Annotated in this window: 24 protein-coding genes; 3 read left to right on the forward strand and 21 right to left on the reverse strand. The window is 43.7% G+C overall.

The annotated features are described in order from the left end of the window. Window positions 1–6: 6 nt before the first annotated feature. The 8 genes from ABTV53_RS16490 to metH form a co-directional block, all read right to left on the reverse strand. Window positions 7–780, reverse strand: a complete 774-nt coding sequence (locus ABTV53_RS16490; RefSeq protein ID WP_433754247.1) for an ABC transporter ATP-binding protein — start codon at window positions 778–780, stop codon at window positions 7–9. Between the two features lie 2 nt (window positions 781–782). Next, complete coding sequence (locus tag ABTV53_RS16495) at window positions 783–1,100, reverse strand: thioredoxin family protein (protein ID WP_062834898.1); 318 nt, start codon at window positions 1,098–1,100, stop codon at window positions 783–785. Beyond that, the gene (locus tag ABTV53_RS16500; protein WP_433744302.1) at window positions 1,100–1,438 is read right to left on the reverse strand and encodes a cyclic-phosphate processing receiver domain-containing protein; all 339 of its coding nucleotides are present in this window, start codon (window positions 1,436–1,438) and stop codon (window positions 1,100–1,102) included. Before ABTV53_RS16500 ends, ABTV53_RS16495 begins: the two co-directional genes overlap by 1 nt. Window positions 1,439–1,457: 19 nt before the next feature. Further along, the gene (locus ABTV53_RS16505) at window positions 1,458–2,306 is read right to left on the reverse strand and encodes a deoxyribonuclease IV (RefSeq protein WP_433744305.1); all 849 of its coding nucleotides are present in this window, start codon (window positions 2,304–2,306) and stop codon (window positions 1,458–1,460) included. Next, complete coding sequence (locus ABTV53_RS16510) at window positions 2,296–3,117, reverse strand: Fpg/Nei family DNA glycosylase (RefSeq protein WP_433744308.1); 822 nt, start codon at window positions 3,115–3,117, stop codon at window positions 2,296–2,298. The genes ABTV53_RS16505 and ABTV53_RS16510 overlap by 11 nt, the downstream gene beginning before the upstream one ends. Before the next feature lie 6 nt (window positions 3,118–3,123). Next, window positions 3,124–3,933: a TIGR01457 family HAD-type hydrolase gene (locus ABTV53_RS16515; RefSeq protein WP_433744311.1), complete on the reverse strand. Its 810-nt coding sequence runs from the start codon at window positions 3,931–3,933 to the stop codon at window positions 3,124–3,126. Window positions 3,934–4,283: 350 nt separating this feature from the next. Then, window positions 4,284–5,228, reverse strand: coding sequence for a ribonuclease Z (gene rnz / locus ABTV53_RS16520; RefSeq protein ID WP_433744314.1), 945 nt, complete (start codon window positions 5,226–5,228; stop codon window positions 4,284–4,286). Window positions 5,229–5,304: 76 nt separating this feature from the next. After that, window positions 5,305–8,745: a methionine synthase gene (metH, locus tag ABTV53_RS16525; protein WP_433744317.1), complete on the reverse strand. Its 3,441-nt coding sequence runs from the start codon at window positions 8,743–8,745 to the stop codon at window positions 5,305–5,307. 180 nt (window positions 8,746–8,925) lie between these two features. Here metH and ABTV53_RS16530 point away from each other — a divergent pair, with 180 nt between their 5' ends. After that, window positions 8,926–9,471, forward strand: a complete 546-nt coding sequence (locus tag ABTV53_RS16530) for a cupin domain-containing protein (RefSeq protein WP_047843398.1) — start codon at window positions 8,926–8,928, stop codon at window positions 9,469–9,471. Between the two features lie 97 nt (window positions 9,472–9,568). On the opposite strand, the gene ABTV53_RS16535 is transcribed toward ABTV53_RS16530, so the two are convergent. From ABTV53_RS16535 to ABTV53_RS16570, 8 genes are all read right to left on the reverse strand, one after another. Continuing rightward, window positions 9,569–10,243, reverse strand: a complete 675-nt coding sequence (locus tag ABTV53_RS16535) for a GntR family transcriptional regulator (protein ID WP_433744319.1) — start codon at window positions 10,241–10,243, stop codon at window positions 9,569–9,571. Between the two features lie 102 nt (window positions 10,244–10,345). Next, on the reverse strand, window positions 10,346–11,980 hold the full coding sequence (locus ABTV53_RS16540; RefSeq protein WP_433744322.1) for an ABC transporter substrate-binding protein: 1,635 nt from the start codon (window positions 11,978–11,980) through the stop codon (window positions 10,346–10,348). 287 nt (window positions 11,981–12,267) lie between these two features. Beyond that, window positions 12,268–13,140 carry a carbohydrate ABC transporter permease gene (locus ABTV53_RS16545; RefSeq protein ID WP_433744324.1) on the reverse strand — a complete coding sequence of 291 codons (873 nt, stop codon included), beginning with the start codon at window positions 13,138–13,140 and terminating at the stop codon, window positions 12,268–12,270. A 12-nt stretch (window positions 13,141–13,152) separates the two neighbouring features. After that, window positions 13,153–14,115, reverse strand: coding sequence for an ABC transporter permease (locus ABTV53_RS16550; RefSeq protein WP_433744327.1), 963 nt, complete (start codon window positions 14,113–14,115; stop codon window positions 13,153–13,155). A gap of 554 nt (window positions 14,116–14,669) precedes the next feature. After that, a complete protein-coding gene (locus ABTV53_RS16555; protein WP_433744330.1) occupies window positions 14,670–15,461 on the reverse strand; it encodes an HAD family hydrolase in 792 nt (263 codons plus the stop codon). Window positions 15,462–15,489: 28 nt separating this feature from the next. Then, window positions 15,490–15,999: a hypothetical protein gene (locus tag ABTV53_RS16560; RefSeq protein WP_017688037.1), complete on the reverse strand. Its 510-nt coding sequence runs from the start codon at window positions 15,997–15,999 to the stop codon at window positions 15,490–15,492. A 125-nt stretch (window positions 16,000–16,124) separates the two neighbouring features. Beyond that, window positions 16,125–16,334 carry a DUF896 domain-containing protein gene (locus ABTV53_RS16565; RefSeq protein ID WP_017688036.1) on the reverse strand — a complete coding sequence of 70 codons (210 nt, stop codon included), beginning with the start codon at window positions 16,332–16,334 and terminating at the stop codon, window positions 16,125–16,127. 94 nt (window positions 16,335–16,428) lie between these two features. Then, window positions 16,429–16,806: a LysM peptidoglycan-binding domain-containing protein gene (locus tag ABTV53_RS16570; RefSeq protein ID WP_433744334.1), complete on the reverse strand. Its 378-nt coding sequence runs from the start codon at window positions 16,804–16,806 to the stop codon at window positions 16,429–16,431. 305 nt (window positions 16,807–17,111) lie between these two features. Between ABTV53_RS16570 and lexA the strand changes: the two genes are divergently transcribed. Further along, window positions 17,112–17,738, forward strand: coding sequence for a transcriptional repressor LexA (gene lexA, locus ABTV53_RS16575; protein ID WP_017688034.1), 627 nt, complete (start codon window positions 17,112–17,114; stop codon window positions 17,736–17,738). A 104-nt stretch (window positions 17,739–17,842) separates the two neighbouring features. On the opposite strand, the gene ABTV53_RS16580 is transcribed toward lexA, so the two are convergent. Then, a complete protein-coding gene (locus ABTV53_RS16580; protein WP_433744337.1) occupies window positions 17,843–19,144 on the reverse strand; it encodes an aldehyde dehydrogenase in 1,302 nt (433 codons plus the stop codon). A 579-nt stretch (window positions 19,145–19,723) separates the two neighbouring features. Between ABTV53_RS16580 and ABTV53_RS16585 the strand changes: the two genes are divergently transcribed. After that, window positions 19,724–20,191 carry a hypothetical protein gene (locus tag ABTV53_RS16585; protein WP_433744339.1) on the forward strand — a complete coding sequence of 156 codons (468 nt, stop codon included), beginning with the start codon at window positions 19,724–19,726 and terminating at the stop codon, window positions 20,189–20,191. A gap of 630 nt (window positions 20,192–20,821) precedes the next feature. On the opposite strand, the gene glnA is transcribed toward ABTV53_RS16585, so the two are convergent. The 4 genes from glnA to hflX form a co-directional block, all read right to left on the reverse strand. Next, window positions 20,822–22,150, reverse strand: coding sequence for a type I glutamate--ammonia ligase (gene glnA / locus ABTV53_RS16590; protein WP_091029299.1), 1,329 nt, complete (start codon window positions 22,148–22,150; stop codon window positions 20,822–20,824). Window positions 22,151–22,279: 129 nt separating this feature from the next. Then, window positions 22,280–22,693, reverse strand: a complete 414-nt coding sequence (locus ABTV53_RS16595; protein WP_056689944.1) for a MerR family transcriptional regulator — start codon at window positions 22,691–22,693, stop codon at window positions 22,280–22,282. Window positions 22,694–22,775: 82 nt separating this feature from the next. Continuing rightward, window positions 22,776–24,029, reverse strand: a complete 1,254-nt coding sequence (locus ABTV53_RS16600) for an aminotransferase class I/II-fold pyridoxal phosphate-dependent enzyme (RefSeq protein ID WP_421890610.1) — start codon at window positions 24,027–24,029, stop codon at window positions 22,776–22,778. A gap of 84 nt (window positions 24,030–24,113) precedes the next feature. After that, window positions 24,114–25,400: a GTPase HflX gene (gene hflX / locus ABTV53_RS16605; RefSeq protein ID WP_433744342.1), complete on the reverse strand. Its 1,287-nt coding sequence runs from the start codon at window positions 25,398–25,400 to the stop codon at window positions 24,114–24,116. Window positions 25,401–25,517: the final 117 nt, after the last annotated feature.

Genomic DNA, 25,517 nt, shown 5'->3' on the forward strand with positions numbered 1-25,517 from the left:
ATTGTGTTACCCTCCAGAACGTACGTGTATCCAGGGACGACCGTTATCCCACTGGATATCGACTGGAACATCGTACGTATGCTTAATTGTATCTTGTGTCAAAACTTCATGCTTGGGGCCAGCCGCCGCAATACGTCCATCGCGAATCAAAGCCACATGCGTAAATAAAGGTACGATCTCTTCAACATGATGCGTTACATACACAACTGTAATGTTACGCTGGCGCAGACGATCAATCTCAGCCAACATTTTCTCACGTTCATATAAGTCCAGCCCGGCACAAGGCTCGTCCATAATCAGCAATTTCGGTTCAGCCATTAATGACCGAGCAAGCATGACTTTTTTACGCTCCCCTTGGGATAACGTTCCAAGCGGGTTGTTAGCCAGGTTGGCAAAGCCCATCTCATCTAACAAGCTCATTGCCTTTGCCTTTACTTCATCAGGAATCGTCTGATAAAAACGCAAAAAAGCATAAGCTCCTGTAGCGACAACCTCCCACACCGGATCTCTTGGTGTTAGTTTCTCAATCAACGTTTGACTGATATAACCAATTTCCTTACGTACTTCCCTGACATCACATTGTCCATACAGATTACCGAGCACTTCAATACGTCCTTGACTTGGAAACATATATCCGTTCATCATTTCAAGTAACGTCGTTTTGCCAGAACCATTCCGACCCAGAATAGCCCAATGTTCACCTTGTTCGATGCGCAAATGCACGTTGTCCAAAATCTGATTCTCTTCTCGTCGAAGTGAGACATGTTCCATTGAAATTATGCTCATTTCAGCACCGCTTTCCGGATCTCCGAGAGCAGATGCTCCACAGAGCTCATCCGATAAACCATTTTTGGAACATCTTGCTGGCCATCAAAAAGCATCACTGCTGGAACGCTTGAAATTTGAAATTGTTGTACAAGTTCAGGAATGTCATGAATGTTCATTTCGGATAATATACCTTCTGGCAGCATGTGCTCAACGACCTCCAACATACGCCGTGCTGCCGCACATGTCCCACATAAAGGGGTATAAATGAACACAGCCTGTGGCATGCCTTCCCATACGCCGCGCATTAACATTTTGGATGTAATTGGCTTCATTAACTTTCTTCTCCCGCGGCAACACGCAGCATGACCTCACCCGTCATTGGTCCATTATGAATGGTAACCGTATCGGGTTTATTGCTATATAACATCTCGAACATCTGGCGTTTCCCAAACATACTGGATGTATGCAAATAGATTTCGCGCGGAAATAAACCTTCTCGTACAATGGATGCCGCGACCTCACCGCCACTCGGCGAATCCGGACCAAGCTCATAATCCAGAGACAAAATGTCCACGTCACCTTCTCTTAGCAGCATCAGGCACTCTTCTGCATTCGTTGCCAGAACAAATCCTTTCGGACATGCCCGATAGTCATCCAAAAAAACATGCATAAAATCGCTCCTCTCCCCATTATAACCAGGAACGCATGAGCGCTATATCATCACGGTGCGTTCCATCTTCGCCCGTTTCTGTCTCGAGCACAACAACCGCTTTTTGGAACTCAGGCGCAGTTAACAATGCTTTCATTGATTCATTTCCAATATATCCCTGTCCAATCCTCGCATGTCTATCCTTACACGAACCAGACGCATATTTGGAATTATTAAAATGTACAGCAGCAACATTATCCCAGTATCCGAGCATCCTGCCCTTATCGAGCATCGTCGCTTCATTGCCTGACGCCCACAAACCTGAAGCAAAAGCATGGCATGTGTCAAAACAAAAAGCAATATGCTCCGGATATCGGCTCAATTTGCGAATCTGTATCATTTCTTCCATTGTCGTGCCCATGGGGCCATGATCACCTGCCTGATTCTCAAGCAGCACCTTGGAATGACCATTCCAATTCTCCAAGGCAGTATCCAGACAATGAATGAGGTTCTGATACCCCTCCAGCGGATCGTTTGTTTTGATATGTCCAAAATGGACCACCGTTCCAACAGAACCGCAAGCATTCGAAATTTCAAGATCATTGCGAATGGAAGCTATTGTAGCATGAAACCCCGCCTCTCCACGGGTCATGCCCAATGCCGGATTCGTAGGATAGGGTGAATGAGCAATCGAAGCCAGTCCATGCTCTTCACACCAATCCCTGCACTGCTCAGCATCCTTGAGATCCAGACTTTTCAGACCAAGACTGCGCGGGTTCTTTGGAAAATACTGAAACGCCGTTGCCCCCATCGCATGTGCTCTCTTGGCTGCCTGAAGAAATCCACCTCTCGTGCTGACATGTGCCCCGATTCCGATGTTAGACTTCATGTTGACATTTCGGACAGAAGAATGCCTTCTTGCCCGTAATTTCCACTCGTTCAATCGTTCCCCCGCAGCGCGGACAAGTTTCGCCTTCCCGATCGTATACGCGACATTGCTCGTCAAAGCTTCCTGTCTTCGTATCCCCTTGCATCAGTGGCATTTCCATATAACCACCTTCAGAAGCTGCTTCGCGCAACACGGACTGCATCGAATGGAACAAGCGCTCCGTCAGCTCTGGTGAAGTCGCGATGTTCTGCGTTTTGGAGCTTGGTCTCAGACCTGCTGCAAAAGCAATCTCATCCGAATAACAATTGCCGATCCCCGCAATAATATGCTGGTTCACTAACGTTGTCTTGAGCGTACCCCGACGACCTTTCAACAGAGAAGCAAAACGTTCCACATTCATCCGTCGATCCAAAGGTTCAGGTCCAAGATCAGACATCGCCTCTTCAGTTTCTTTCGAAGTAAGCAGATGTAAATAACCCAAGCGCAGTCCGATAAAGAATAAAATGTGATCCCCAAACCGGATTTCCACCTGTGTGGAACGATCAGGGCGCTCCTCTTCCGTGCCCCAGAAAATCATACCGCCCAACATGAGGTGCAGCACCAGACGTTTGCCATTAGCCAAGTGGAAAATCAGATGCTTCGCTCGGCGTTCAACAAATATGATGCGATTACCTGTAAGTTCATTGATAAACAGATCAGGCTCCGTATTTATCGTTTTATCACGATTAATCACAACACTTGTAATCGGTAGATCAAGTATTTTCTCGGACAGCAAGGTCCGGTAATTTTCCATTTCCGGCAGTTCCGGCATCGTACATTACCCCTTTTTGGAAGTTTGGTCTGCCTCTTGCGACAGCCACTCCATCAATTTATGCAAATCTTCAAACACATGATCAGGTCGAGCCTTGGCTGCTTGAATGTGTCCATCCATATTATCCCGTGTTGTCACACCGGTAAGTACCAGCAATGTCTCACATCCTGCTGCAACTCCAGCTGCAATATCGGTTCGCATATTGTCTCCGATCACTGCCACTTCATTAGCGGCCAGGTTCAGTCGGCTGATGGCTGACTTCATTATAACACTCGATGGCTTGCCTATAACTGTAGGATGAACTCCGGTCGCGGCTTCAATTGCTGCTCCAATAGTCCCCGCCCCAGGTGTCAGTCCATCATCGGAAGGAAGCTGCAGATCCGGGTTGGTCATGATGAATTTTGATCCCGCATTAATCCACCGGAGTGCCTTGGTCAGTTTATGATAGGAAAATTCACGATCAATCCCCTGTATGACGTAATCTGGTGCATCTTCCGTCAGCTGTAGTCCTGCTTTCTCTATGGCTTCCAGCAGCCCTGCTTCTCCGATACATGCCACTGTTGCACCCGGGGACTCTTCAGCAACGTATTCAGCAGCTGCCACAGCAGAAGTACATACTTGAGACGCGTCGGCAGGTATGCCCATCCCGTTCAGGTGATCTGCCACACCTTGTGGTGTGCGAGAAGAATTATTGGTTACGAATAAATACGGCTTTCCTAGCTCCTGCAGTGTTCGAATAAGCTGATCAGCTCCTTCGATACGATGTCTGCCATGATAGAGCGTACCATCCAAGTCAATCAGATAGGCCTTAATCACACACAGCACTTCCTTTCTTTATTCCATTAACGTTTCATGACCTTAATCATTTACCTCCAACTTGACGGCGAACCTATGTATTCAGGCAAAAAATAATGGCTTGCTGACATGGGCATGTAACAAGTCGAACCGAATCGAACACCGACGGTTTAACTCGCGCGTCTTCTGTACAAGCTTGTCATTTCCTGCGCTTTCCCGGAAAATAATTTGAATCATTTCCCTCTTCATATTGCCCATCCTACACGCTTTCTGACCAGATTGCAAAAGGGACCGCGGGAGTTCCTCTCCCTCAGTCCCGTGCAATTACCCGGATCTTTATATGACGTGTTTAACCGTGCACTGGTTCGTAATCAGGGTTGAGATTCTTGCTTGCGATGCACGACAGGAATAAGCTGGTGTTCATTTGCAAGTCTGGTATTCTGGAATACGGACTGCGCCTCTTCCAAAAGTGGCTGAAGTTGATCCTCATCCTTATAACGTGAACTGAAGTGAGTCATGATCAGTTGCCCTACATTGGCTGCTCTAGCCGCTTCTGCCGCTTGTTTAGAAGTACTATGATAGTACTCATGCGCTGTATCGGCCAGATCATGCATGAATGTAGCTTCATGCACAAGTACATCTGCATTGATGGAAAGTGGCTGTACGTTGTCACATGGACGGGTATCACCCAATATGGTGATCACCATGCCTCGTTTTGGCGCTCCCAATACATCTTCTGGACGAAGCGAATGACCGTTATCCAGCGTAATGGTTTCTCCACGTTTCAGCCTGCCGAACAATGGGCCGGGTTTCAAACCGTATTCCGCCAGTTTGGCTGGGTCCAGGCTGCCTGGACGATCTTTTTCCGTGACCCGATAACCATAACTGTCAATCCGATGCTCAAGCAAAGCAGCTTCCACGATAAAACTGTCATCCTCAAACAGGACGCCGCCCGTATGTTCCACGATATTCAAATCATAGTTAACCCGGGATTGGCTAATCTCCATGGTTGTACTGATCATTCGTTCCGTACCTGGCGGACCATATACCGTTAATGGTGTGGTGCCACCTTGATAGGCTCTGCTCGAAAGCAGTCCCGGAAGTCCAAATACATGATCCCCATGCAGGTGAGTAATGAATATTTTCTCCAATTTGCTTAGTTTAAGCGGAGAACTTAAAATCTGGTGCTGCGTTCCTTCCCCGCAGTCAAACAACCACAAAGCTCTGCGCTCATCCAACATGCGTAGCCCAATGGAAGTTACATTCCGTTGTAGCGTAGGTACACCAGCATTAGTTCCCAGGAAATATAGTTCCATTCTGGATCGCACCTCTTTCTGTTGCCAGCAAAAAACCTCCGACATGGCGGAGGGCTTTGCCTGACACTCAACTGATTTATGCCTTTTCTACATTAAAATACTTGGCCTGCGGATGGCTGAACACCATCGCTGATACGGATGCTTCAGGTTCCATCATGAAACCTTCCGTCAATTCCACACCGATATCCTCAGGCTGTAACAACTTGAACAGCGGACCTTGGTCTTCCAGATCCGGACAAGCCGGATATCCAAAGGATACCCTAATTCCCTGATAACGTGCACCGTGTCTTTGCTTCATGGTCATCTGGGCTGAATCCGGGAACCCCCAGATATCTCTCATCATATGATGCACACGCTCAGCTAATCCCTCTGCTACTTCGAGCGCTACGGATTGAAGAGCATGCGAGCGAAGATAATCCCCTTGATCTTTCCACGCCGTGGATAGTTCACGTACCCCATGTCCGGCAGTAACAACCATGAAACCAACGTAATCCATTTGACCGGATTCAACAGGCTTCAGGAAGTCGGACAGGCACAGGAACGGCTCGACTTTTTGACGTGGGAACGTAAATGTATGCAAAATATTGCTTGTGTCCTTTGGATCATAGATAATGATGCTGTTACCACTGGACTGAGCCGGGAAGAAACGATACATGGCATGCGCCTGAATAATCCCGTCACGAACAGCCTCTTGCATAATATCATCCACAACAGCTTTCAGGTCGGTAGCTTTCTTATCGCCTGAAGCAAGCAGCTGTTCTACTGAACCGCGTAACCCCAGATGATGACCAAGTAACATCTGCATGTTCACGTAAGGTAGAATATGTGATAACGGATAGTTGCGCATCGTATGCCGCTCCAGATCAGGCGGTACAAGAACCGGATGATCTACAGCGATATCCGAACGCTCCACTCGTGTGAGTTCTGGAAGTTCCTGAACAGCTACAGCACCTGAAGCATCCGCTTCCTTCTCCGCTTCCATCTCCAGTTGCATCGCTTCACGAGTAACGGGATTCATCAATTTGTTCGCCAGATCCAGACCATCCATCGCGTCTTTTGCATATACAACCATTCCGTTATATTCAGGACGGATACGATTCTTGGTGAATTTACGTGTTAGCGCCGCTCCGCCAACCATAATAGGCACATCAATACCTGCTGTTCGCAAATCCTGAGCAGTAAGAATCATCTGCTGCGCTGATTTTACCAATAGCCCCGAGAGACCGATCGCATCGACTTTTTCTTCGCGGTACGCCTCAATGATACGTTCTGGTGGTACTTTTATACCCAAATTAATGATCCGGTAACCGTTATTGGACAGGATGATCTCTACCAGGTTCTTCCCGATGTCATGAACATCGCCCTTAACCGTGGCCAGAATAATCTTGCCTTTAACTGAAGTTTCGTTCTTCTCCATGAATTGCTCCAGATATGCTACAGAAGCCTTCATAACCTCCGCACTCTGCAACACCTCAGCCACAATCAACTCATTGTTGTTAAAGAGACGACCTACTTCCTCCATCCCACGCATCAGTGGACCGTTAATCACTTGAAGTGCTGTGTATTTGGCAAGTGCCTGTTCGAGATCTGGCAACAATCCTTCTTTGCTTCCTTCCACAACATATGAAGCGAGGCGCTCTTCTAATGAAAGGTTTGAGATTTTTTCCTTCTTCTCCACCTTCTTGTTACGGAACGCCGCTACAAACGCCGCCAGTGTATCATCATTGGTGTTATATAAAAGCTCTTCCGAGAGCCTGCGTTCTTCTTCAGGAATGGACGCATAACGCTCCAGTTTCTCTGTGTTCACGATGGCATAGTCGAGACCTGCTTTGGTACACTCATACAAAAACACTGAGTTCAGCACTTCACGTCCCGCTTCAGGCAATCCAAATGAAATGTTACTGATCCCGAGAATCGTATGACATTCAGGCATCGCTTCCTTGATCACTCTTATACCTTCAATGGTTTCTTTGGCCGAACCGATGTACTGTTCATCTCCCGTACCTACCGGGAACACCAATGTATCAAAAATGAGGTCTTCGGGTTTGAGTCCATATTTGTTCACCAGCAGATCATAAGAGCGCTTGGCTACATCAAGCTTGTCTTCCCGACTAATCGCCTGACCCCTTTCATCAATTGTTCCGACAACAACCGCACCACCGTATTTATGAAGCAATGGCGTGATCAGCTCAAACTTCTCTTCGCCATCCTCAAGGTTAATGGAGTTAATTATCGCTTTACCTTGTGAGTACTGGAGAGCCAGATCAATTACGGAAGCATCTGTCGTATCAATCATGAGAGGAACCTTTACTTTTTTCACAACCAGTTCAAGGAACTTCACCATGTCTTCAGACTCTTCACGGTCCGGGTCTTGTACACACACATCGACAATATGGGCTCCATTTTTCACTTGAGCACGGGCAATTTCCGAAGCTTCTTCATATTTGCCTTCCACGATGAGTCGTTTGAATTTCCGTGATCCCAGCACATTCGTACGTTCACCAACCATGTATGGACGATTGTCCTGTTCGATATAGATTGGTTCTATACCAGACAATGCCGGTGGATGTGTTCCGTTCATTTCTCTTGGGGGGTACTGGGCAAGTGTATCGCGCATAGCCCGAATATGTGCAGGGGTTGTCCCGCAACATCCACCAGCAATATTCAACCAGCCCTGTTCGGCAAAAGCACCAATTTTCTGAGCAAGCGAGTCTGGTGACTCATGGTAGTTACCGTTCTCATCCGGAAGACCCGCGTTCGGGTAACAACTAACGGCAACCGATGCCATTCCGGATAACGAACGAATGTGATCACGCATGAACTCCGGACCCGTGGCGCAGTTTAGTCCAACCGAAATTGGGTTAAGGTGTTCTAAGGATATATAAAAGGATTCGATGTTCTGACCCGCTAGGGTTGTTCCCATCGGTTCTATCGTTCCTGATATCATCAGGGGCAATGTAACGCCACTCTGTTCGAAGGCCTTTTGAATTCCAATACTGCCTGCTTTTACATTGAGGGTATCCTGTGAAGTTTCGAGCAGTAGCGCATCAACGCCTCCCTCTATTAAAGCAAGCGCTTGCTCCAAATAACTGTCGATAAGTTCCTGGAACGTTACTCCCCCAGTGACAGACAGTGTTTTGGTAGTTGGTCCCATGGCACCTACCACATAACGTGGAGATTCCGGTGTAGAGAAACGATCAACCGCAGCTTTCGCAATTCTTGCTGCTTCCAGGTTGATCTCGCGTGCCCGATCCTGAATATCGTATTCAGCAAGCACGACCGATGTCGCACCAAATGTATTGGTTTCAATTAAATCGGCGCCAGCCTCCAGATATTCTTCATGAATGCGCTGGATCAGCTCTGGACGAGTAAGCACTAACATTTCATTACATCCATCCAGATCTTCGCCGCCAAAATCTTCGCCAGTCAGATCAACTTGTTGAATCATGGTCCCCATCGCACCGTCGAGGATTAATATTCGTTGTTTTAATGCATCGTGTAGACTAATCTTATCCACTATCTTCACCCCCGCAAAACGTTAAATCTTAGTTTAACAGAAACTAACTTAATGTGAAAGATCGGGTTTTCTCGCGAAAGATGGCGGGTTTACACGAATTAAGGACGGAATTTGAGAATCGACAAAAACAGAGCCATCCGATATAATTCAATTAAACCAAGTGGAAAAGAGGGAAAGAACATGGCTGAAATTGTTATCCGAAATACGAACGAACGCATCACTGGTGACGAAAATGTTCGAAATTTTTTGAACAAATACGAAGTATTATATGAGAAGTGGGACGCATCCAAACTGAACACTGATCTGCAAAATAACTTTGGATTAACGGATGAACAGAAAACCGAAGTTTTGGAAACGTATGATTATGAGATCAGAGATTTGGCTGCACGTCGCGGATACCAAATCTGGGATGTCATCACGTTGTCCGAACAAACACCAGATATTGAAGAGAAGCTGGCCAAGTTCGAAGAGATCCACACCCACGCTGAAGATGAGATTCGTGCAATTGTCGCTGGTAAAGGAATCTTTGTTATCAAAGCTACAGATGATGTGGGCTACTTTAATGTAGAACTGTCTCCTGGAGACGTCATCTCCGTACCGGAGAATACACCGCATTTCTTCACCTTAATGGAGAACAAACAAATTATTGCTGTGCGTCTGTTCATTGAAAAAGATGGCTGGATTGCAGATCCATACCCTGATCCTACATTTATCAAACAAGCCTAACACTCTCGTGTTCGGACTTGCTTAACCAAAACCCCTGTTCAATTGAACAGGGGTTTTCGCAATATGCCTATGGGCAGTATTATACAACAACGGTGCACTATATAAAATAATGCGGGTATTTTGTTTTTATCGATTCCTGTTCAATAACAACTAACCTAAGATGAGCTTCCATCACCTGAACAGCTTGCTCGGTCTGACGTTCTGTGATAAGCCGATAAATCTCTTTGTGCTGGGAGATAATGACCTCCAGGTTGGAGTCCTCCGCTAGACGTAATAAACGCAACCGATTAAACGGAATATTCAGTTGTTGCAACATTTTCCATGTTCTCAGCTTACCCGTGCCCTGGAACAAAATCTGATGAAACTCTTCATCCAACTCAAAAAGACGATAGAAATTGTTTTTTCCTATACAGACTTCCTGCATAGCAATGTTGGTTTCAAGTCGAAATCTGTACTCTTCAGGAAAAGAAGCACAAGCCAATGTCACGATTTCTTTCTCCATCTTTTCCCGCGTAAACCTGCCTTCTTCCACATGCTCCAGATTAATATGAGAGACAATCGTTCCACTCTGGGGAATAATGTCCAGCAGCTCTTCTTCTGCAAGCTTCATGAATGCTTCTCGCACGGGGGTTCTGCTCACTTGCAATTCATCTGCAATCTCTTTCTCTGAAATCTTGGTACCCGGCTTAAGTTCCAGATGCAGAATTCGTTCCTTTAACAAATTATATGAATATGCCCGGGTCGAGCCTCTGATTTTTTGATTAATTGACATGCCTTGACCTCTTTCTCTCAGCCGTATTCATTCATATTAGCACAAATTACCGTTCCACTTAAATATCGGTGTGAAACGGTAATTTGGCCAACATCAACTATGTTATTTCTTATTTTCTTTGTAGGCTTTGTACGTGTCATTTGCCAGCTTCAGATAATTGGATAGACCCTGACTGTCAAGTTCTTTAACAAAAGTGTCGAATTCAGACAAGTTTCGTTCGCCTAAGATAAATTTAAGTGTATTCTGGTCAGAATAGTCTTTCAGTGGTGTACTCAGAAGCGTCACCCGTTCACGGTCCTCTGAAGAGTAAGGAATCGGTGGTTCTGCCGGGATCACTTCCTTGGTATCCTTCATGTCTTGCTGGAACTTCAACTCTTCTTCACTAAACATGGATTGCAGCAGATCTGTGGTACCACCGTACGCAAAGACACCACCAGAGAAGCCAAAGTCAATACGCAGATCCTTCGTTCCTTTAGGGTTCAAGCCATTGTAGTTTACGTCTTCTGCCAATTTGCGTGTTCCGCCCTCTTTGGTAAATGTTTCGCCTTCAACGCCCCATTTGGCAAACTCTTGACCCTCATCACTGTAATATAACCAATCAATAAATTGTATAATGGCTTTGAAGTTTTCACTTTTTTGAATTTTTCCGGATATCATGACACCGTTTTCAAGTCTGGAGCCTGACATTAATTGCCCTTTTGGTCCACCAGGCACTGTAATCTTCGCAACTGAGAATTTGCCCTCTCCCAGCGTTTTGTTCATATCATTTCGGTGCAATACCACCGTTTGGGAGTTACCATTAATCATAAATGATTTGCCGGATACAAATTTCTGTACAGCCTGATCATCATCCTGTGTAAAACTTTCTTTGTCCAGCAATCCTTCAGATACCAGCTTGTTAAAGTACGTCAGCAGCTCTTTGTATTCTGGTGTTGTAGCCGTGTACACAAATTCATCCTGATCTTCCTTATACGTCAATCCGTTACCAAAACCCCATCCAGCCTTGGTACCAAAGCCGGTAGCAGCAATGTTCAATGTACTATTAAATTGGAAACGATCCGAAAATGGAATGGAATCCGGGTAGATCTCTTTCAGCTTTTTGGCTGCATCATACAATTCGTCCCATGTGGTCGGAATGGCGATGTTATTTTCTTCAAAGACATCCGTTCTTACGAGTAATGTGTAATCTGGCCATACTTCTTCATGCAGACCCGGGAGTACATAGTACTTTCCATCTTCCTGTCGAAGTCCTTCTAGTTCATCTTCCAGACCCCATTTTTCCACTTTATCCTTGAAGTTTGGCATCAGATCAATATAATCGCTAATCGGCAAGATCGCACCTGAGGACACAAATGCAGACTCTTCCCCAGGGTACGTTTTAGGAATAACCAGTGGTGCATCACCGGAACTAATCAACAGGGATCTCTTCTGAGAGTAATCGCTCATGGGTACAATCGTTGGCTCAAGCGTAACACCCGTCAGTTCGGTAATTTTATCAAAAAGTAACCAGTCTTTTTTATATGGATAAGTAGGTTGATCACTGTATAGTATGGATAGATTAAATGGCTCAGTCGCCTTGAAAGTATCCCCTACATTGTACGTTTCCATCGCTGCCTTGGTTTGAACTTCTGTGACGTCACCTCCAGCTCCAGTACCGCTGCTACATGCTGCCAAAACAACGCTCATCATTGTTGCCAACACCATTTTACCAACAAACTTACGTGGCTTTTGATTCATTTAGGTTATCCCCCTGAGTTTAATTTAGGTTGACCTTGCCTTAAACTTTAAACAACATCTAAAAATTAATCATGTGAATCATTCTATATAAATTAAACTATTCATTTACACAAAACGGTGAGGACAGAAAAAACCTGATAAAGCGAAGCGCTCGCCTTTATCACCGGATTTTCCCTTTTAAACAGGGAATCGAAAAATTCTGGGGATAACAGCGATTGAAAGGTTATTCTGTCATCGGAGTGTTCTTTGTAAATCATCTTTAGTTCAATTTATATAGCTGCTACGTATTACTGTTTAACAGACCCTAACATGATACCGGTTACAAAGTATCTTTGGACAAATGGATAGATGGTGAGTATCGGCAAGATGGTTAATACCATCGTTACTGACTTAATATTGGCAGCAATCTGTGTCAGGTTATCAGCTGAGGTTGCACCGGCAGACGCCCCGCTCGTCGCTCCTGCAATCATATTGCGCAAATAAATGGTGACCGGGAACAGTTCTTTTTTGTCCAAATACAGAAAGGCTGGGAACCAGGAATTCCAATGACCTACTGCATAGAACAACACCATGGTTGCCATAACTGCTTTACTCAGCGGCAATATAATGCGTAACAAGATCCCGTAGGTGTTCAACCCGTCAATAGAGGCAGCTTCCTCCAGTTCTTCAGGCATATTTTCAAAAAATGACTTCATGATCAGCATGTTGTATATGCTAATTGCGCCAGGAACAACAAGTGCCCACATGGTGTTGTTGAATCCAAGGGAATTAATCAACACATAGTTTGGAATCAACCCACCACTGAAGAACATCGTGAACACGGCGAACATGGTCAAAAACTTGCGACCCATTAATCTCTTTTTGGACAGGGCATATGCAAAAATAGTCGTCATGAACATGGAGATTAATGTACCTACCACGGTGTAGATAATCGTATTTTTATAATTCGTCCAGAACATGCTGTCACGTGAGATGGTCTTGTATGTCTCTATATTGAACCCTCTTGGGAATAGACTAACTTTTCCCGAATTAATATACGATTCACTACTGAAGGATTGTGCCACGACATTTAAGAATGGATAAAGCGTTATAAATACCACGAACAGCAGAAAGATAACGTTGAATACTTTAAATACCTTGTAAGATCTGGATTCCTGCATGATGCTCCTCCTTTACCATAAGCTTCTTTGTGTCAGTCTGCGTGAGATGGCATTTACGGAGAACACCAGAATCAGACCGATCAGCGATTCGAACAAGCCAATTGCGGTAGCATAACTGAAGTTACTGGATTCCAGTCCGACCCGATACAGGTAAGTGGAGATCACATCAGATGTCTCGTAGATAAGGGGATTGTACAAGAGTAAGATCTTCTCAAATCCAACAGCCAGGAAATTACCCATGTTCAAAATCAATAATGTCACAATCGTTGGCAAGATCCCTGGTATCGTTACATGAATCGTTTGCTTCCAGCGATTGGCACCATCAATACGCGCAGCCTCATACAAAGAATCATCAATCGTAGTGAGTGCAGCCAGATACAGTATCGCTCCCCAACCCATACCCTGCCATACCTCAGAAGTGATATAGATTGTTCTGAACCATTCAGCTCGCTGCATAAAAGGAATATTGTCTCCGGTGAAGAAAGCCACCAGTCCATTAATGGAACCATTCACTGCTGTCAGCTGCAGGATCATACCCGCAACGATAACGATGGACAGAAAATGAGGCAGATATGACGCGGTCTGCACAAACTTTTTAAATCGTTTACTCTTCACTTCGTTAAGCATCAAGGCAAAAATGATTGGAACCGGGAATGTAAAGAGCAACGCAAGTCCGCCCAACATCAGCGTATTACCGAATACTCTCCAGAAGGTAGGGTCCTCAATGAACATTTTGAAGTATCTTAATCCAACCCACGTTTCTCCAAATATACTTCCCCCGGGAACAAAACGTCTGAACGCAATCACATTACCAATCATCGGCCCATATTTAAAAATAAGAAGATAAATGATGGGAAGGATTAATAGTGAATACAACTGCCAGTCTTTGCGGAACAAAGTTGCTGCCGTTCGTAATCTGCTCTCTTTACGTAAAGATGTGATGGTTAACGTTGTTTTAGCGGTTTCCGACTCCATGTGTTTTCACTCCGATCCAGGACTTGATAAGTAAGAGTAATTCATGTACAATTCCCATCGTTTCTCCTCTTGTAGAAGACAACAACTCCTTCAACTTCACCCCCACTGCGAAATAGACAATAGCTCAATGTAAGCGATATCATTTTATTTGTTATGTAGAATCACACAAATTCAAGGTGCTTCACATCATTCATTAGCACTTACTAAGTGGTGTGATCTCCAAATCGAAACAAGCTTTTCAGAATATTAAGCGCTTACAATCAATCGAAAATAATAAGCAATATCTCCCTGCTTCCATTTAATGATGTAAGTCAAAAAGAAATTGCTTTAGGAGAATCTAAATACTAGTCATACTAGTATGTTAGTTATATTCTAATTCAGCTTCCCCCTAATTTCAATAACTTTTAGCAAAAAAAATGGAGATCTCTTTTAACAAAGTAATTTAGTCAACAAACTCAAATAAAAAAACATTGGTAACTTCAAGAACGACATCATCGTTCATTGAAGCTTCCAATGCTTCAGGGTGCTGAGAAAAGATGTTATAGCTGATCTGCTCAGAACTTAGCAATAAGCTGATCTAATTCCGATAAATGCGTTATTTCATGGTCTGGCGTATACGTTTCGTTGTTGGTCTTATGCTCACGGTTAATCCATACGGATTGGATGCCAGATGATAAAGCACCACGAATATCAGTCGTTAACTTGTCCCCGACCATCATGCTCTCTTCGGGTTTAACACCCAGTTTGCTCAAAGCATGTTCAAATATCGACGGATCTGGTTTTCCTTTACCGAAGTTACCCGAGATAATTATCTCATCAAAGAAAGGAGTCAATTCAGGTACACCATCCAACTTCTCTTGTTGCAAAGCAGGACAACCGTTCGTTAACAGCAACAGTTTGTACTTCCCTTGCAACTGACGCAAGGTATCCATCGTTTCTTCGTATACATGGGGTCTGGATCTCCGTTCTACTCCAAATTGCGCGGCCAGTTGTTCAGCAAGATCTTCCCGATCTATACCCAACTTCAATAACCCACGTCGCCAGGATTCTTTACGGTATACTGGAGCAAGTTGTTCCAACTGACGGAACTCAGGTTGATCCCCACCAGTAAAGTTTGCCCATAGGCCTTCAAACGGATTGATTCCAATCATTTTGGTAAAGGGAAAGGTTTCATATGATTCATACAGCCCACGTGCCTCATTACGAACAGCTTCTTCAAGTTCTTCTGGTTTGACCCCAGTCTCTTTCGCTGCGATTAGACAAGTCTCATGAAAAGCTTCTCGAACACTACGCTCATCCCATAATAAAGTATCATCCAGGTCGAACAAAATCGCTTTTAACGCCATTCCGATCATCTACCCCTTTATGCAATAATTACTTTTCGACGGTTTCCACGGTGATCTGGTGTGCTTTTGCAAATTTCAGCAAACGTTCTGCAATCGCATCTGTATCGTAACGGTTCAATAACTTGGTGAACACCCATCTTTTCCCGCGACTGTTATGTTCGATAACAACTGTACCGGGTTCAATTCTGAATTTGACAATATCGTCAACCCCAATTGAACGTTCACGATTACCCTTCGTCGTTATAATCCGATTACTGCTAATCTTGATGTATGGACGGCGAAGCATGAAGATGACTGCCAAAAATACATAGAGCAGCATGGTCACCCAGTCCCAGGTTGTCATTGGAGCTTGCACAAGGAACGTACTCATAAACAGATACAAAAAGGCGAGACCAATCAAAAATATAGGGAACAAAAGGCTACGTCCCTTAAAGACTTCTTCACCTGGTGTACCTGTGATTGGTTGACCACTTTTTTTGCGTTGCTGATTTAACTGCTTGGAATTTTTCTTAACCGTTCTCTCGAACGAACGCGACATGAGAATCCCCCTTATGTGTCTTTGTATCGGCTTACATAACTGCAAACCAACATTTCCCCCTATAAATTGCACACTCAAAATAACAGGAAGAAACCTAAATATCATAATGATATCATTAGGTTTCGTTAGTGTTTGAGTTTGCCTTGGTGGCCTTTGTCATTCTCATCATCAACAATCTCAATGGTATCCAATTGTTGTCTGAAATTGCTGCGAATATTACTCAAATAAATCTCTCTTAGCTCAGCACGTTCAGCAAGTTCTTCCTCTGACAATCCAGTGGACTTTTGCTTACGAGCCAATTCGTTAATGCGTGCTACCAGACTATCTATATCCAAGCTTGTCCCCTCCAAAAATACAAAGTCATATTAACTTTGCCATGATAAAGGCAGCTTGTCAAGCTGACACGCGTTAACACTCATTGATGTGCTTTTATTCTGCGAATTGCGGTAGAGTTAGTACTTGACCTACTTGGATGGAAGTCGCTTGAAGTTGATTCACTTTCTTAATTGCTTCTATATATATACGTGTATCCATATTCGTCGGTTTATGTTCCAAAGAAATACTCCATAATGTTTCCCCTTGTGAAACGGCTATCTTCCCTCCAGGCAGAACATCATTCTCATTGCCAGCAAATACGGTTAAAACAGTGCTGCATCCAATAAATATAATCAAAGAGGTAATGGCTACCTTTAACATCCATGAAGAAATCTTGAAACGCGCTAAAACCTTCTTGTAGTTCCCTATGTTAGACTTCACCAGTTCCGAATTCATCGGTTCATGAATGCTTTGATAAGTAGAATATCTCATTAAATACCCGCCTCCAAACGTTTGTTCCTATCTGTTGAAATCAATATAACACGAACACTTGTTTTGTTCAATAGATTTTTAGAACAATTGTTCGCTTGTTTTTCGAAGGGAGCTACATCATATATGAAGTCCTTTTGCAAAGCATTTGCACATTTGCAGTATTGTGCTCTGACTTTTGGACAAATTCGGTTCTATAAGTTTAAAAACACTGATTTTATGCCATTTTATTTAGAACTTATGTTTGTACGAACGGAGGTTCTATGTTATAATTTTCCCAAACGTTACTAAAATGGGGTTGATACGGTATGTCGAAGATATCCAGCAGGCAGCAGGCTATTCTGGAGTTTATACGAAATGAAGTCCGGTTGAAGGGGTATCCTCCTTCCGTACGGGAAATTGGTGAAGCGGTTGGACTTGCTTCCAGCTCAACAGTACATGGACATTTGGATCGTTTGGAGAAAAAAGGTTTGATCCGACGCGACCCTACCAAGCCAAGAGCCATTGAGCTTTTGAGCCAGGAAGAATCTGAGCATTCTCATCAATTTGCTCATAGCGTTGCACGTATTCCTGTCGTTGGTAAGGTAACAGCCGGGGTTCCAATTACTGCAACCGAGAACATTGAAGACTACTTCCCTCTTCCTACACATTATGTAGGCGAACAGAAAGTGTTTATGCTTTCAGTAGTGGGAGATAGTATGGTGGAAGCTGGAATTGTTAACGGAGATTACGTTATTGTCCGTCAACAGCAAACTGCTGATAACGGTGATATCGTAGTGGCAATGACTGAAGACGATGAAGCTACAGTGAAAACGTTCTACAAAGAGAAAGATCATATTCGTCTTCAACCGGAGAATGCGACCTTCGAACCTTTACGTTTGAAACACGTTAGTATTCTGGGTAAAGTCATTGGCCTTTTCCGAGATATTCATTAATATTTAACTTGAGTAACCAAACTAGATGCAATGAAATACGAAAAGAGGTTGTCCTGATGAACAGGACAACCTCTTTTTTATTTATATATTGTTGTATCAGCAAATTATTCGCTGCGTTTCAGAACACTTTTGTGGTGCGAGAACACATCAAAGCTCTGTTGTCCGTGATATGAGCCCATACCACTCTCTCCTACACCACCAAACGGGAGATAATGCGATGTCATATGAGAAAGTGTGTCATTAATACATCCTCCACCGAAGGATACTTGATTCAGAACCTGATTCTGCAGTTGCTCATTCTGTGTGAAGAGATATAGCGCCAAAGGTTTTGGCCGGCGAACAATCTCATCCAGCATAGGGTTCAGGTCACTGTACTTAAATACAGGAAGAATTGGACCGAAGATCTCTTCTTGAATAACAGGTGATTCCCAGTTCACATCTCCAAGTACAGTGGGCTCAATCAGCAACTGCTCACGTACAGATCGTCCACCTATCAGCGTTTTTCCATCTTTGAGGAATTTCGACAACCGATCAAAGTTACGCGCATTGACAATGTGCGGGAAATAAGTGTTCTGTAACACATCATCCCCAAATTTATCTTTGATCTCAGCGCCAATCAGATTGATCAATTCATCATGAACTTGTTCATGCACAAGCAAGTAATCCGGAGCAACGCAAGTTTGCCCTGCATTCAGGAACTTACCACGAACAATACGCTGAGCCACCAGCTTCAGATCTGCATCACTATGGACAATAGCAGGACTTTTACCACCCAACTCAAGAGTTACAGGAGTCAGGTGCTCCGCAGCTGCCTTCATAACAATGCGCCCAACACCTGTGCTTCCAGTGAAGAAAATATAATCAAACTTCTCTTTCAACAATGCGGTGCTGGCTTCAACTTCCCCTTCCATAACGGCAATATACTCCTGAGGGAAAATCTCATGAATCAGATCATATGTCAAACGAGATACGGCCGGTGTTAATTCAGAAGGCTTGATAACTGCACAGTTACCGGCTGCAATTGCTCCAATCAGTGGACCAAAGGCCAGTTGGAACGGATAATTCCAAGGTGCAATAATAAGCGCTACTCCGTATGGTTCAGGGTAAATGGTGCTCACCCCATCCGGCATAGCCGAATTGGTTGGGACTTGTTTGGGTGCAGCCCATTCCTGCAGATGTTCTAATGCAAAATCCAGTTCACCAAGAACAATGCGAATCTCGGAACCGTATGCTTCCGCCTCAGATTTGTTCAAATCAGCCCGAAGTGCATCTTGAATCCGTTGCTGATACTTTTCAATTCCTTTTCTAAGCTGTTGCAGCGCATTAATCCGGTACTCGATATTTTTAGTTTGTCCTGTATAAAAAAATGTACGTTGTTCTGTCACTAGTTGTTTTGCCTGATCCATATTAACATCTCCAATTAATTATTTAAAATTAAATTGCTAAAAATTTAATTATAGTATACCTCTTTTATATGAAACTTCCAACATAAGTTTGAAACATTGATTATAGCGAATTATTGGGTATTATTAGAATTCATCTTTATTTCTGCAGTTGATTATATGTACTGAGATCTGAAGAGATGATGGAGCCTTGTAGATCTTATTTGCATTCAATATCAACATCTTACAACATATGTCCTAATTGCCGATAACTCTGCGGACGCGGAGAAGTGGTTTCTCTAATTCAATGACTTTTGGTTTATCCTTGGGTTTGTTTGCATAGTAAACAAAGAAGCCGGCCTATTTTTGCATCCTATATTCGAATGTATCACGAAAGTATCTCTTTCTTAGCATTTCAAAAGAATATCCATAAATCCAACATTTTACAACTATATTATTTACAGATAACAATACTATATGGTATATTTAACCATGGTTGGCCAACCTAATTATGTGAACTCTACTCGATATCTTTAATTTCAAATAACAACTTAAAACTTGGATCTTACTCTATTGGTTCTAGTATATTTGGGAGGTTTGAATATGAAAAGATTAAGAAAATTCTCTATTTCTGTTATGGCAACTGCTTGTCTATTAGCATTCGGTTCCAGCTCTGCATTCGCTAAAACTGGTTGGGCTGATTCATTTGAGACAGCAGAAGTGATGTACTCAAGTGTAAACCAGTCTTCTGGATTTAGCGCAACACAGTATTTAGATAGCATGAGCGACAACGATTTTTATGTAGTCGACAACACAAACGGTTCATCCGAAATCACATATTCTGTTATAGCCACTCCACCAGCTAACTTCGACATTGTTATGGGTGTTATTAAAATGAATTCAAGCGGTGCGATCCTGTCCATTCAAATGGATAACTGGAATGGACGGGGATACCCTGAGGCGATTAGTTGGAATGCTAAACCTGGTGAGAAGGTTTACTTCAGAATTATGGACAACGGTATCAACAACTATAACGAGCCTTATACAATTCAATTCACAAAAACCAGCTAAATAATATTTTAGTAGATATTCAATGGCTCCCCGCTATATTAATGGGTGGGCCATTTTTTATACTTTGTCAACAAGGATGAGTACAGCGATAAATTCATTTTTTGTTTTCCAGAGAGAATCCCCTTTTAATTGTTAAATTGTAGCTCAAGAGAATGTTTCATTGAGCCAATATTGCTTATTCAGATTGAGAAGAGCTTTATTATATACTATTTAAAGGAAGTAATAATTTAGTGATCAAATCAATTTGTTCTCTCTGATTGACATAGAAACTCCATCAAATTCTTGAAATAGCTATGCATCATATTTTATCATTTTCAAAGTTTGAACAAAGATTTTTCACTCATGGTCACGAAACAAAATTCAATAGAATATTTTAAGGTTCGTTATTGAAACTAAAGTTATCAGAATCTTAGAACATTGTGATCTTACCTCCCTTTTCGTTCACTATCTCATACCTGCGTGGTTCTTTTACTTGAGTGCGGGGAAGATACGAAATTCACTGAAGAAATTTTCGAGTAGAAAAATATTTTGGGGGCATTTTGTGGGCACTTTGGTTTTTCTTTAAATATATAGAAACTTGCCCACAAAAAGAAAAACCCCTCAGCGCTAGAGCGCCAAGGGATTGAGCTATTAGTACAAAGTAATATATTGATCGCGTTCCCATTGGTGGACTTGTGTGCGGTACATATCCCACTCAATTTCTTTCAGCTCATAGAAGTGAGCCAAGGCGTGGTCGCCGAGAGCATCACAGATGACTTCGCTGCGGATCAATTCGTTCAATGCTTCTTTCAGGTCAGCTGGCAAGCTTGGAATGCCTTCTTCCACACGCTCTTCTTCTGACATGATGTAGATGTTACGGTCAATTGGAGCTGGTAAGGAAAGCTCACGTTTGATTCCGTCCAGACCTGCTTTCAACAAAACAGCCAAAGCCAGGTAAGGGTTAGCAGCCGGATCCGGGTTACGAACCTCAACACGTGTACTCAAACCACGGGAAGCTGGAATACGGATCATTGGGCTACGGTTACTAGCAGACCATGCTACATAACAAGGAGCTTCATAGCCTGGTACAAGACGTTTGTATGAGTTCACAGTTGGGTTAGTAATTGCTGCAAACGCACGTGCATGCTTCAGAGTTCCAGCCATGAAGTGACGTGCAGTTTTGCTCAAACCAAGCTCGTCCGACTCGTCAACGAATGCGTTCTCATTGCCTTTGAACAAAGATTGGTTACAGTGCATACCGGATCCGTTCATACCAAACAGCGGTTTCGGCATGAATGTAGCATGTAAACCATGCTGACGTGCAATCGTTTTAACAACGAGTTTGAACGTTTGGATCTGGTCAGCCGCTTTCAGCGCATCAGCATATTTGAAGTCGATCTCATGCTGACCTGGAGCTACCTCATGGTGAGAAGCTTCGATCTCAAAGCCCATTTCTTCAAGGGTGATAACGATGTCACGACGACAGTTTTCACCAAGATCCGTAGGAGCAAGGTCGAAATAACCACCTTGGTCATTCAATTCGTTAGTCGGGTTTCCTTTTTCGTCTGTTTTGAACAAGAAGAACTCAGGTTCAGGACCAACATTGAAGGAAGTGAATCCCATATCTTGGGCTTCCTTCAGGTTTCGTTTCAAGATGCCACGTGGATCTCCTGGGAACGGGTTACCATCCGGAAGATATACGTCACAGATCAGGCGTGCAACACGGTTCTCTGCTACCCATGGGAAAATAAGCCAAGAATCTAGATCTGGATAGAGGTACATGTCGGACTCTTCAATACGTACATAACCTTCAATGGAAGATCCATCAAACATCATTTTGTTATCCAGAGCCTTAGTCAACTGGCTCACAGGAATCTCAACGTTTTTGATAGCTCCAAGCAAATCGGTAAATTGCAATCGAATGAATCGTACGTTTTCTTCTTTCGAAATGCGGAGAATGTCTTCTTTTGTATAGCTCACTATAACCTCTCCCTTTCTTATCTGCGTATTTGGCTTGCCTGTTATATTTGTACATTAGAAAGTTCCACGGGTCAAGGATTCTTACACCATAAGTGCATGATTTCCCCTCACTCGCCAAGTTATGCGAACTTACTTTTTATTAAAGAATCGGGAAAGCTCTCCCTGAATGAGAGATACTTGTCCTGGTCTCTTACCTGATACAAGCTGCTGCTTCAGCAAGCGGTGCAACTGCGTATCGGACAGTTCTCTGCGTTTAACTTCAGTATCTGGCGTGATAACTGTAGCTTCCTCGGATTCTTTCGAAACAGGATTCATCACTTGTTTGATCCCCGCGATGTTAACTCCCTTTTCAATCAAAGCCTTGATCTCTAGCAATCTCTCTACGTCATTAAAAGAGAACAAACGTTGATTACCTGACGTTCTCGCAGGAACGATCAAGCTGTGCTGCTCATAATAACGAATCTGACGTGCAGACAGATCCGTAAGTTTCATTACAATACCAATCGGGAATAAGGCCATATTTCTGCGAATTTCATCACCCATGTTCATCAACCTTCCAGTCATCTATTCTTCACCCTATTGTACATTTAGTTGTTACCAAGTGTCAATGACGTGTTAGATAAACTCACAATAATTTACGATCTTTCATGGTCTGTAATGCCATCAAAACGCCATATTTGACATGAGAGTACGTTAATCCGCCTTGCATATACCCGATATACGGCTCCCGAATAGGCGCGTCGGCTGATAATTCCAGACTTCCACCCTGAATGAACGTACCTGCCGCCATAATGACAGGATGTTCATAACCAGGCATATCCCACGGTTCAGGAACCACATGACTATCTACAGCTGCTGCACGCTGAATCCCCTGCACAAAAGCAATTAAATGCTCAGCTGAGCTGAACTGAACAGCCTGAATCAGATCTGTACGAGCTTCATTCCAGGCGGGTTTGGTTACAAATCCGGATTCAGCAAACATCGCGGCAGCAAATGTACTTCCTTTAATAGCTTGTCCTACAATTGTCGGAGCCATGTAAAGTCCTTGGTAGATGCCACGTGTTGTCCCCAGCATGGCTCCCACTTCTCCCCCGATTCCCGGGGCTGTCAGGCGATAAGCTGCAAGCTGTACGTACTGTTCCTTCCCACATATGTATCCACCGGTTTCCGCAATGCCTCCACCAGGATTCTTGATCAGTGATCCGGCCATCAGATCAACTCCGACTTCTGTCGGTTCACGTTCCTCCGTGAATTCACCGTAACAATTATCCACAAATACGATGACATCTTCCTTCATTGCTTTAACACGTGTAACCATCTCAGCGATCTCAGCAACACAGAAGGATGAGCGCCAGTCATAACCACGTGAACGTTGAATCCCAATGACTTTTGTAGCCGGTGTTATGCTTTTCTCAACTGCTTCCCAGTCCACTCCACCTTCAGCAGTTAAGGCCGTCTCCCGATAGCCGATGCCAAAATCGCGTAAGGAACCTGTGCCATCACCGGGTTTGCCAATCACTTTATGCAATGTGTCATAAGGCTTACCCGTGATGTACAATAATTCGTCACCTGGGCGCAGTACTCCAAACAGAGCTGTGCTAATCGTATGTGTACCTGAAGCAAAATGAGGACGTACCAATGCGGCTTCCGCACCGAACACATCAGCATATACTTCATCAAGCACTTCACGCCCACGATCGTTATACGCATAACCTGTTGAACCTGCAAAGTGAAAATCACTTACTTTACGCTGTTGGAAAGCATTAATCACCTTCCATTGATTGTGATCTGTGATTCGATCAATCTGTTGAAGTTGTCCTTCAATCTGACGCTCCACTTGATGTTGAAGTTCAGATATTTCTGAATCAAAACTTACCATCTTACTTCATTCCCCTTCATAGCACGAATCTGACGTTGAATATCCATTATCGTGTCAACTTATCACATCAATATGTCATGAGTATTACAATTCAATGAAACCTTCAAGCATATAACCAAATTTCTCGTATTCACCTTTTTGCAATTCCACTTCATAAATGACATCATTTTCTTCAAAACTGGTATCCACTACATCACCAATTTTGTAGAGTACCGACGTAAGATCGCCACGCTCTGCCGGAATACGGAAACGTTTTGTGTCACCTGTCAGCTCTGTCTGAATTAATTCACGGATTTTTAGCAGATCTTCCGAGTCTAATGCGCTTACTTTGATATGATCCTTATCCAATGGAAGCATCTCAAGTTGTTCTGGTGTACACGCATCTTTTTTGTTATACAGGACTAACTGCGGCTTGTCCCCTGAACCAAGTTCTTGCAGAATCGTGTTAACCGTCCGCATCTGATCTTCACGCATAGCTGATGAGGCATCCACAACATGCAGGATCAGATCTGCTTCATTCACTTCCTCCAGCGTTGCCCGGAATGCTGCAATCAGATCATGCGGGAGATTTTGAATAAATCCAACGGTGTCGGTAAGTACGATCTCTTTGCCACTTGGAAGTTCCATCGTACGTGATGTCGGATCCAATGTAGCGAATAACTGATCTTGAATATACACATCTGCAGCCGTCAACTGCTTGAGCAAGGTTGATTTGCCAGCATTGGTATAACCAACAAGGGCCACCTGAACAATACCTGTCTTTTTGCGGCGTTCACGATGCAACTTGCGATGACGAGTCAATTCTTCCAGATGACGCTTCAGATCATCGATGCGACCACGAATGTGACGACGGTCCGTTTCCAGCTTGCTTTCACCCGGACCTCTTGTTCCGATTCCCCCGCCCAGTCTGGAAAGGTTCTTACCGTGTCCCGACAAACGTGGCAGCAAGTAGCTATGTTGAGCCAATTCCACTTGAATAATACCTTCTCTGGTGTTGGCACGTTGTGCAAAGATGTCCAAAATTAATTGGGTACGGTCAATAATTTTGAGATCGAGGGTTTCTTCCAGATTTCGAACCTGTGCGCCTGACAATTCCTGATCAAATATAGCTGTAGTTGCTCCGAGTTCCTCTGCAATCGCACGAAGCTCTTCTACCTTACCTTTACCAATGAACCATTTGGTATCCCGTTTTTCCCTGTTCTGAGAAAGCACACTTAGTACTTCCACTCCGGCTGTCTCAGCAAGTTTCACCAGTTCCTCTAAAGAGTACTCCGGATTGATACCTGTACGTTTTACATCATCCGTAACAAGACTCACCAAGACGGCGCGATCTTTTTTGACCATATCTGTATCATGCGTGCCATTTGTCATGTATATGTTCACTCCCTCTAATTACTGATCCGTTGATATACATTACCACGAATATGCCATGGCATGCCTTAAGCCGAACCGGTTGGCCCGGCCGGCTGGTGTAAAAACTATATTATC

Origin of the sequence: Paenibacillus amylolyticus (genome assembly GCF_050990605.1) — a bacterium.
GTDB classification, from domain to species: Bacteria; Bacillota; Bacilli; order Paenibacillales; family Paenibacillaceae; genus Paenibacillus; species Paenibacillus amylolyticus_H.

Bases quoted from the DNA above. Each gene is read 5' to 3' on its own strand.
- ABTV53_RS16560 (WP_017688037.1), bottom strand. From the start codon at position 15,999: ATGTCGCGTTCGTTCGAGAGAACGGTTAAGAAAAATTCCAAGCAGTTA.
- ABTV53_RS16555 (WP_433744330.1), bottom strand. From the start codon at position 15,461: ATGGCGTTAAAAGCGATTTTGTTCGACCTGGATGATACTTTATTATGG.
- ABTV53_RS16545 (WP_433744324.1), bottom strand. From the start codon at position 13,140: ATGCAGGAATCCAGATCTTACAAGGTATTTAAAGTATTCAACGTTATC.
- ABTV53_RS16550 (WP_433744327.1), bottom strand. From the start codon at position 14,115: ATGGAGTCGGAAACCGCTAAAACAACGTTAACCATCACATCTTTACGT.
- ABTV53_RS16600 (WP_421890610.1), bottom strand. From the start codon at position 24,029: ATGGTAAGTTTTGATTCAGAAATATCTGAACTTCAACATCAAGTGGAG.
- ABTV53_RS16505 (WP_433744305.1), bottom strand. From the start codon at position 2,306: ATGAAGTCTAACATCGGAATCGGGGCACATGTCAGCACGAGAGGTGGA.
- ABTV53_RS16595 (WP_056689944.1), bottom strand. From the start codon at position 22,693: ATGGGTGATGAAATTCGCAGAAATATGGCCTTATTCCCGATTGGTATT.
- ABTV53_RS16535 (WP_433744319.1), bottom strand. From the start codon at position 10,243: ATGTCAATTAATCAAAAAATCAGAGGCTCGACCCGGGCATATTCATAT.
- ABTV53_RS16585 (WP_433744339.1), top strand. From the start codon at position 19,724: ATGAAAAGATTAAGAAAATTCTCTATTTCTGTTATGGCAACTGCTTGT.
- ABTV53_RS16580 (WP_433744337.1), bottom strand. From the start codon at position 19,144: ATGGATCAGGCAAAACAACTAGTGACAGAACAACGTACATTTTTTTAT.
- ABTV53_RS16500 (WP_433744302.1), bottom strand. From the start codon at position 1,438: ATGCATGTTTTTTTGGATGACTATCGGGCATGTCCGAAAGGATTTGTT.
- ABTV53_RS16495 (WP_062834898.1), bottom strand. From the start codon at position 1,100: ATGAAGCCAATTACATCCAAAATGTTAATGCGCGGCGTATGGGAAGGC.
- rnz (WP_433744314.1), bottom strand. From the start codon at position 5,228: ATGGAACTATATTTCCTGGGAACTAATGCTGGTGTACCTACGCTACAA.
- lexA (WP_017688034.1), top strand. From the start codon at position 17,112: ATGTCGAAGATATCCAGCAGGCAGCAGGCTATTCTGGAGTTTATACGA.
- ABTV53_RS16530 (WP_047843398.1), top strand. From the start codon at position 8,926: ATGGCTGAAATTGTTATCCGAAATACGAACGAACGCATCACTGGTGAC.
- ABTV53_RS16510 (WP_433744308.1), bottom strand. From the start codon at position 3,117: ATGCCGGAACTGCCGGAAATGGAAAATTACCGGACCTTGCTGTCCGAG.
- hflX (WP_433744342.1), bottom strand. From the start codon at position 25,400: ATGACAAATGGCACGCATGATACAGATATGGTCAAAAAAGATCGCGCC.
- ABTV53_RS16570 (WP_433744334.1), bottom strand. From the start codon at position 16,806: ATGAGATATTCTACTTATCAAAGCATTCATGAACCGATGAATTCGGAA.
- ABTV53_RS16540 (WP_433744322.1), bottom strand. From the start codon at position 11,980: ATGAATCAAAAGCCACGTAAGTTTGTTGGTAAAATGGTGTTGGCAACA.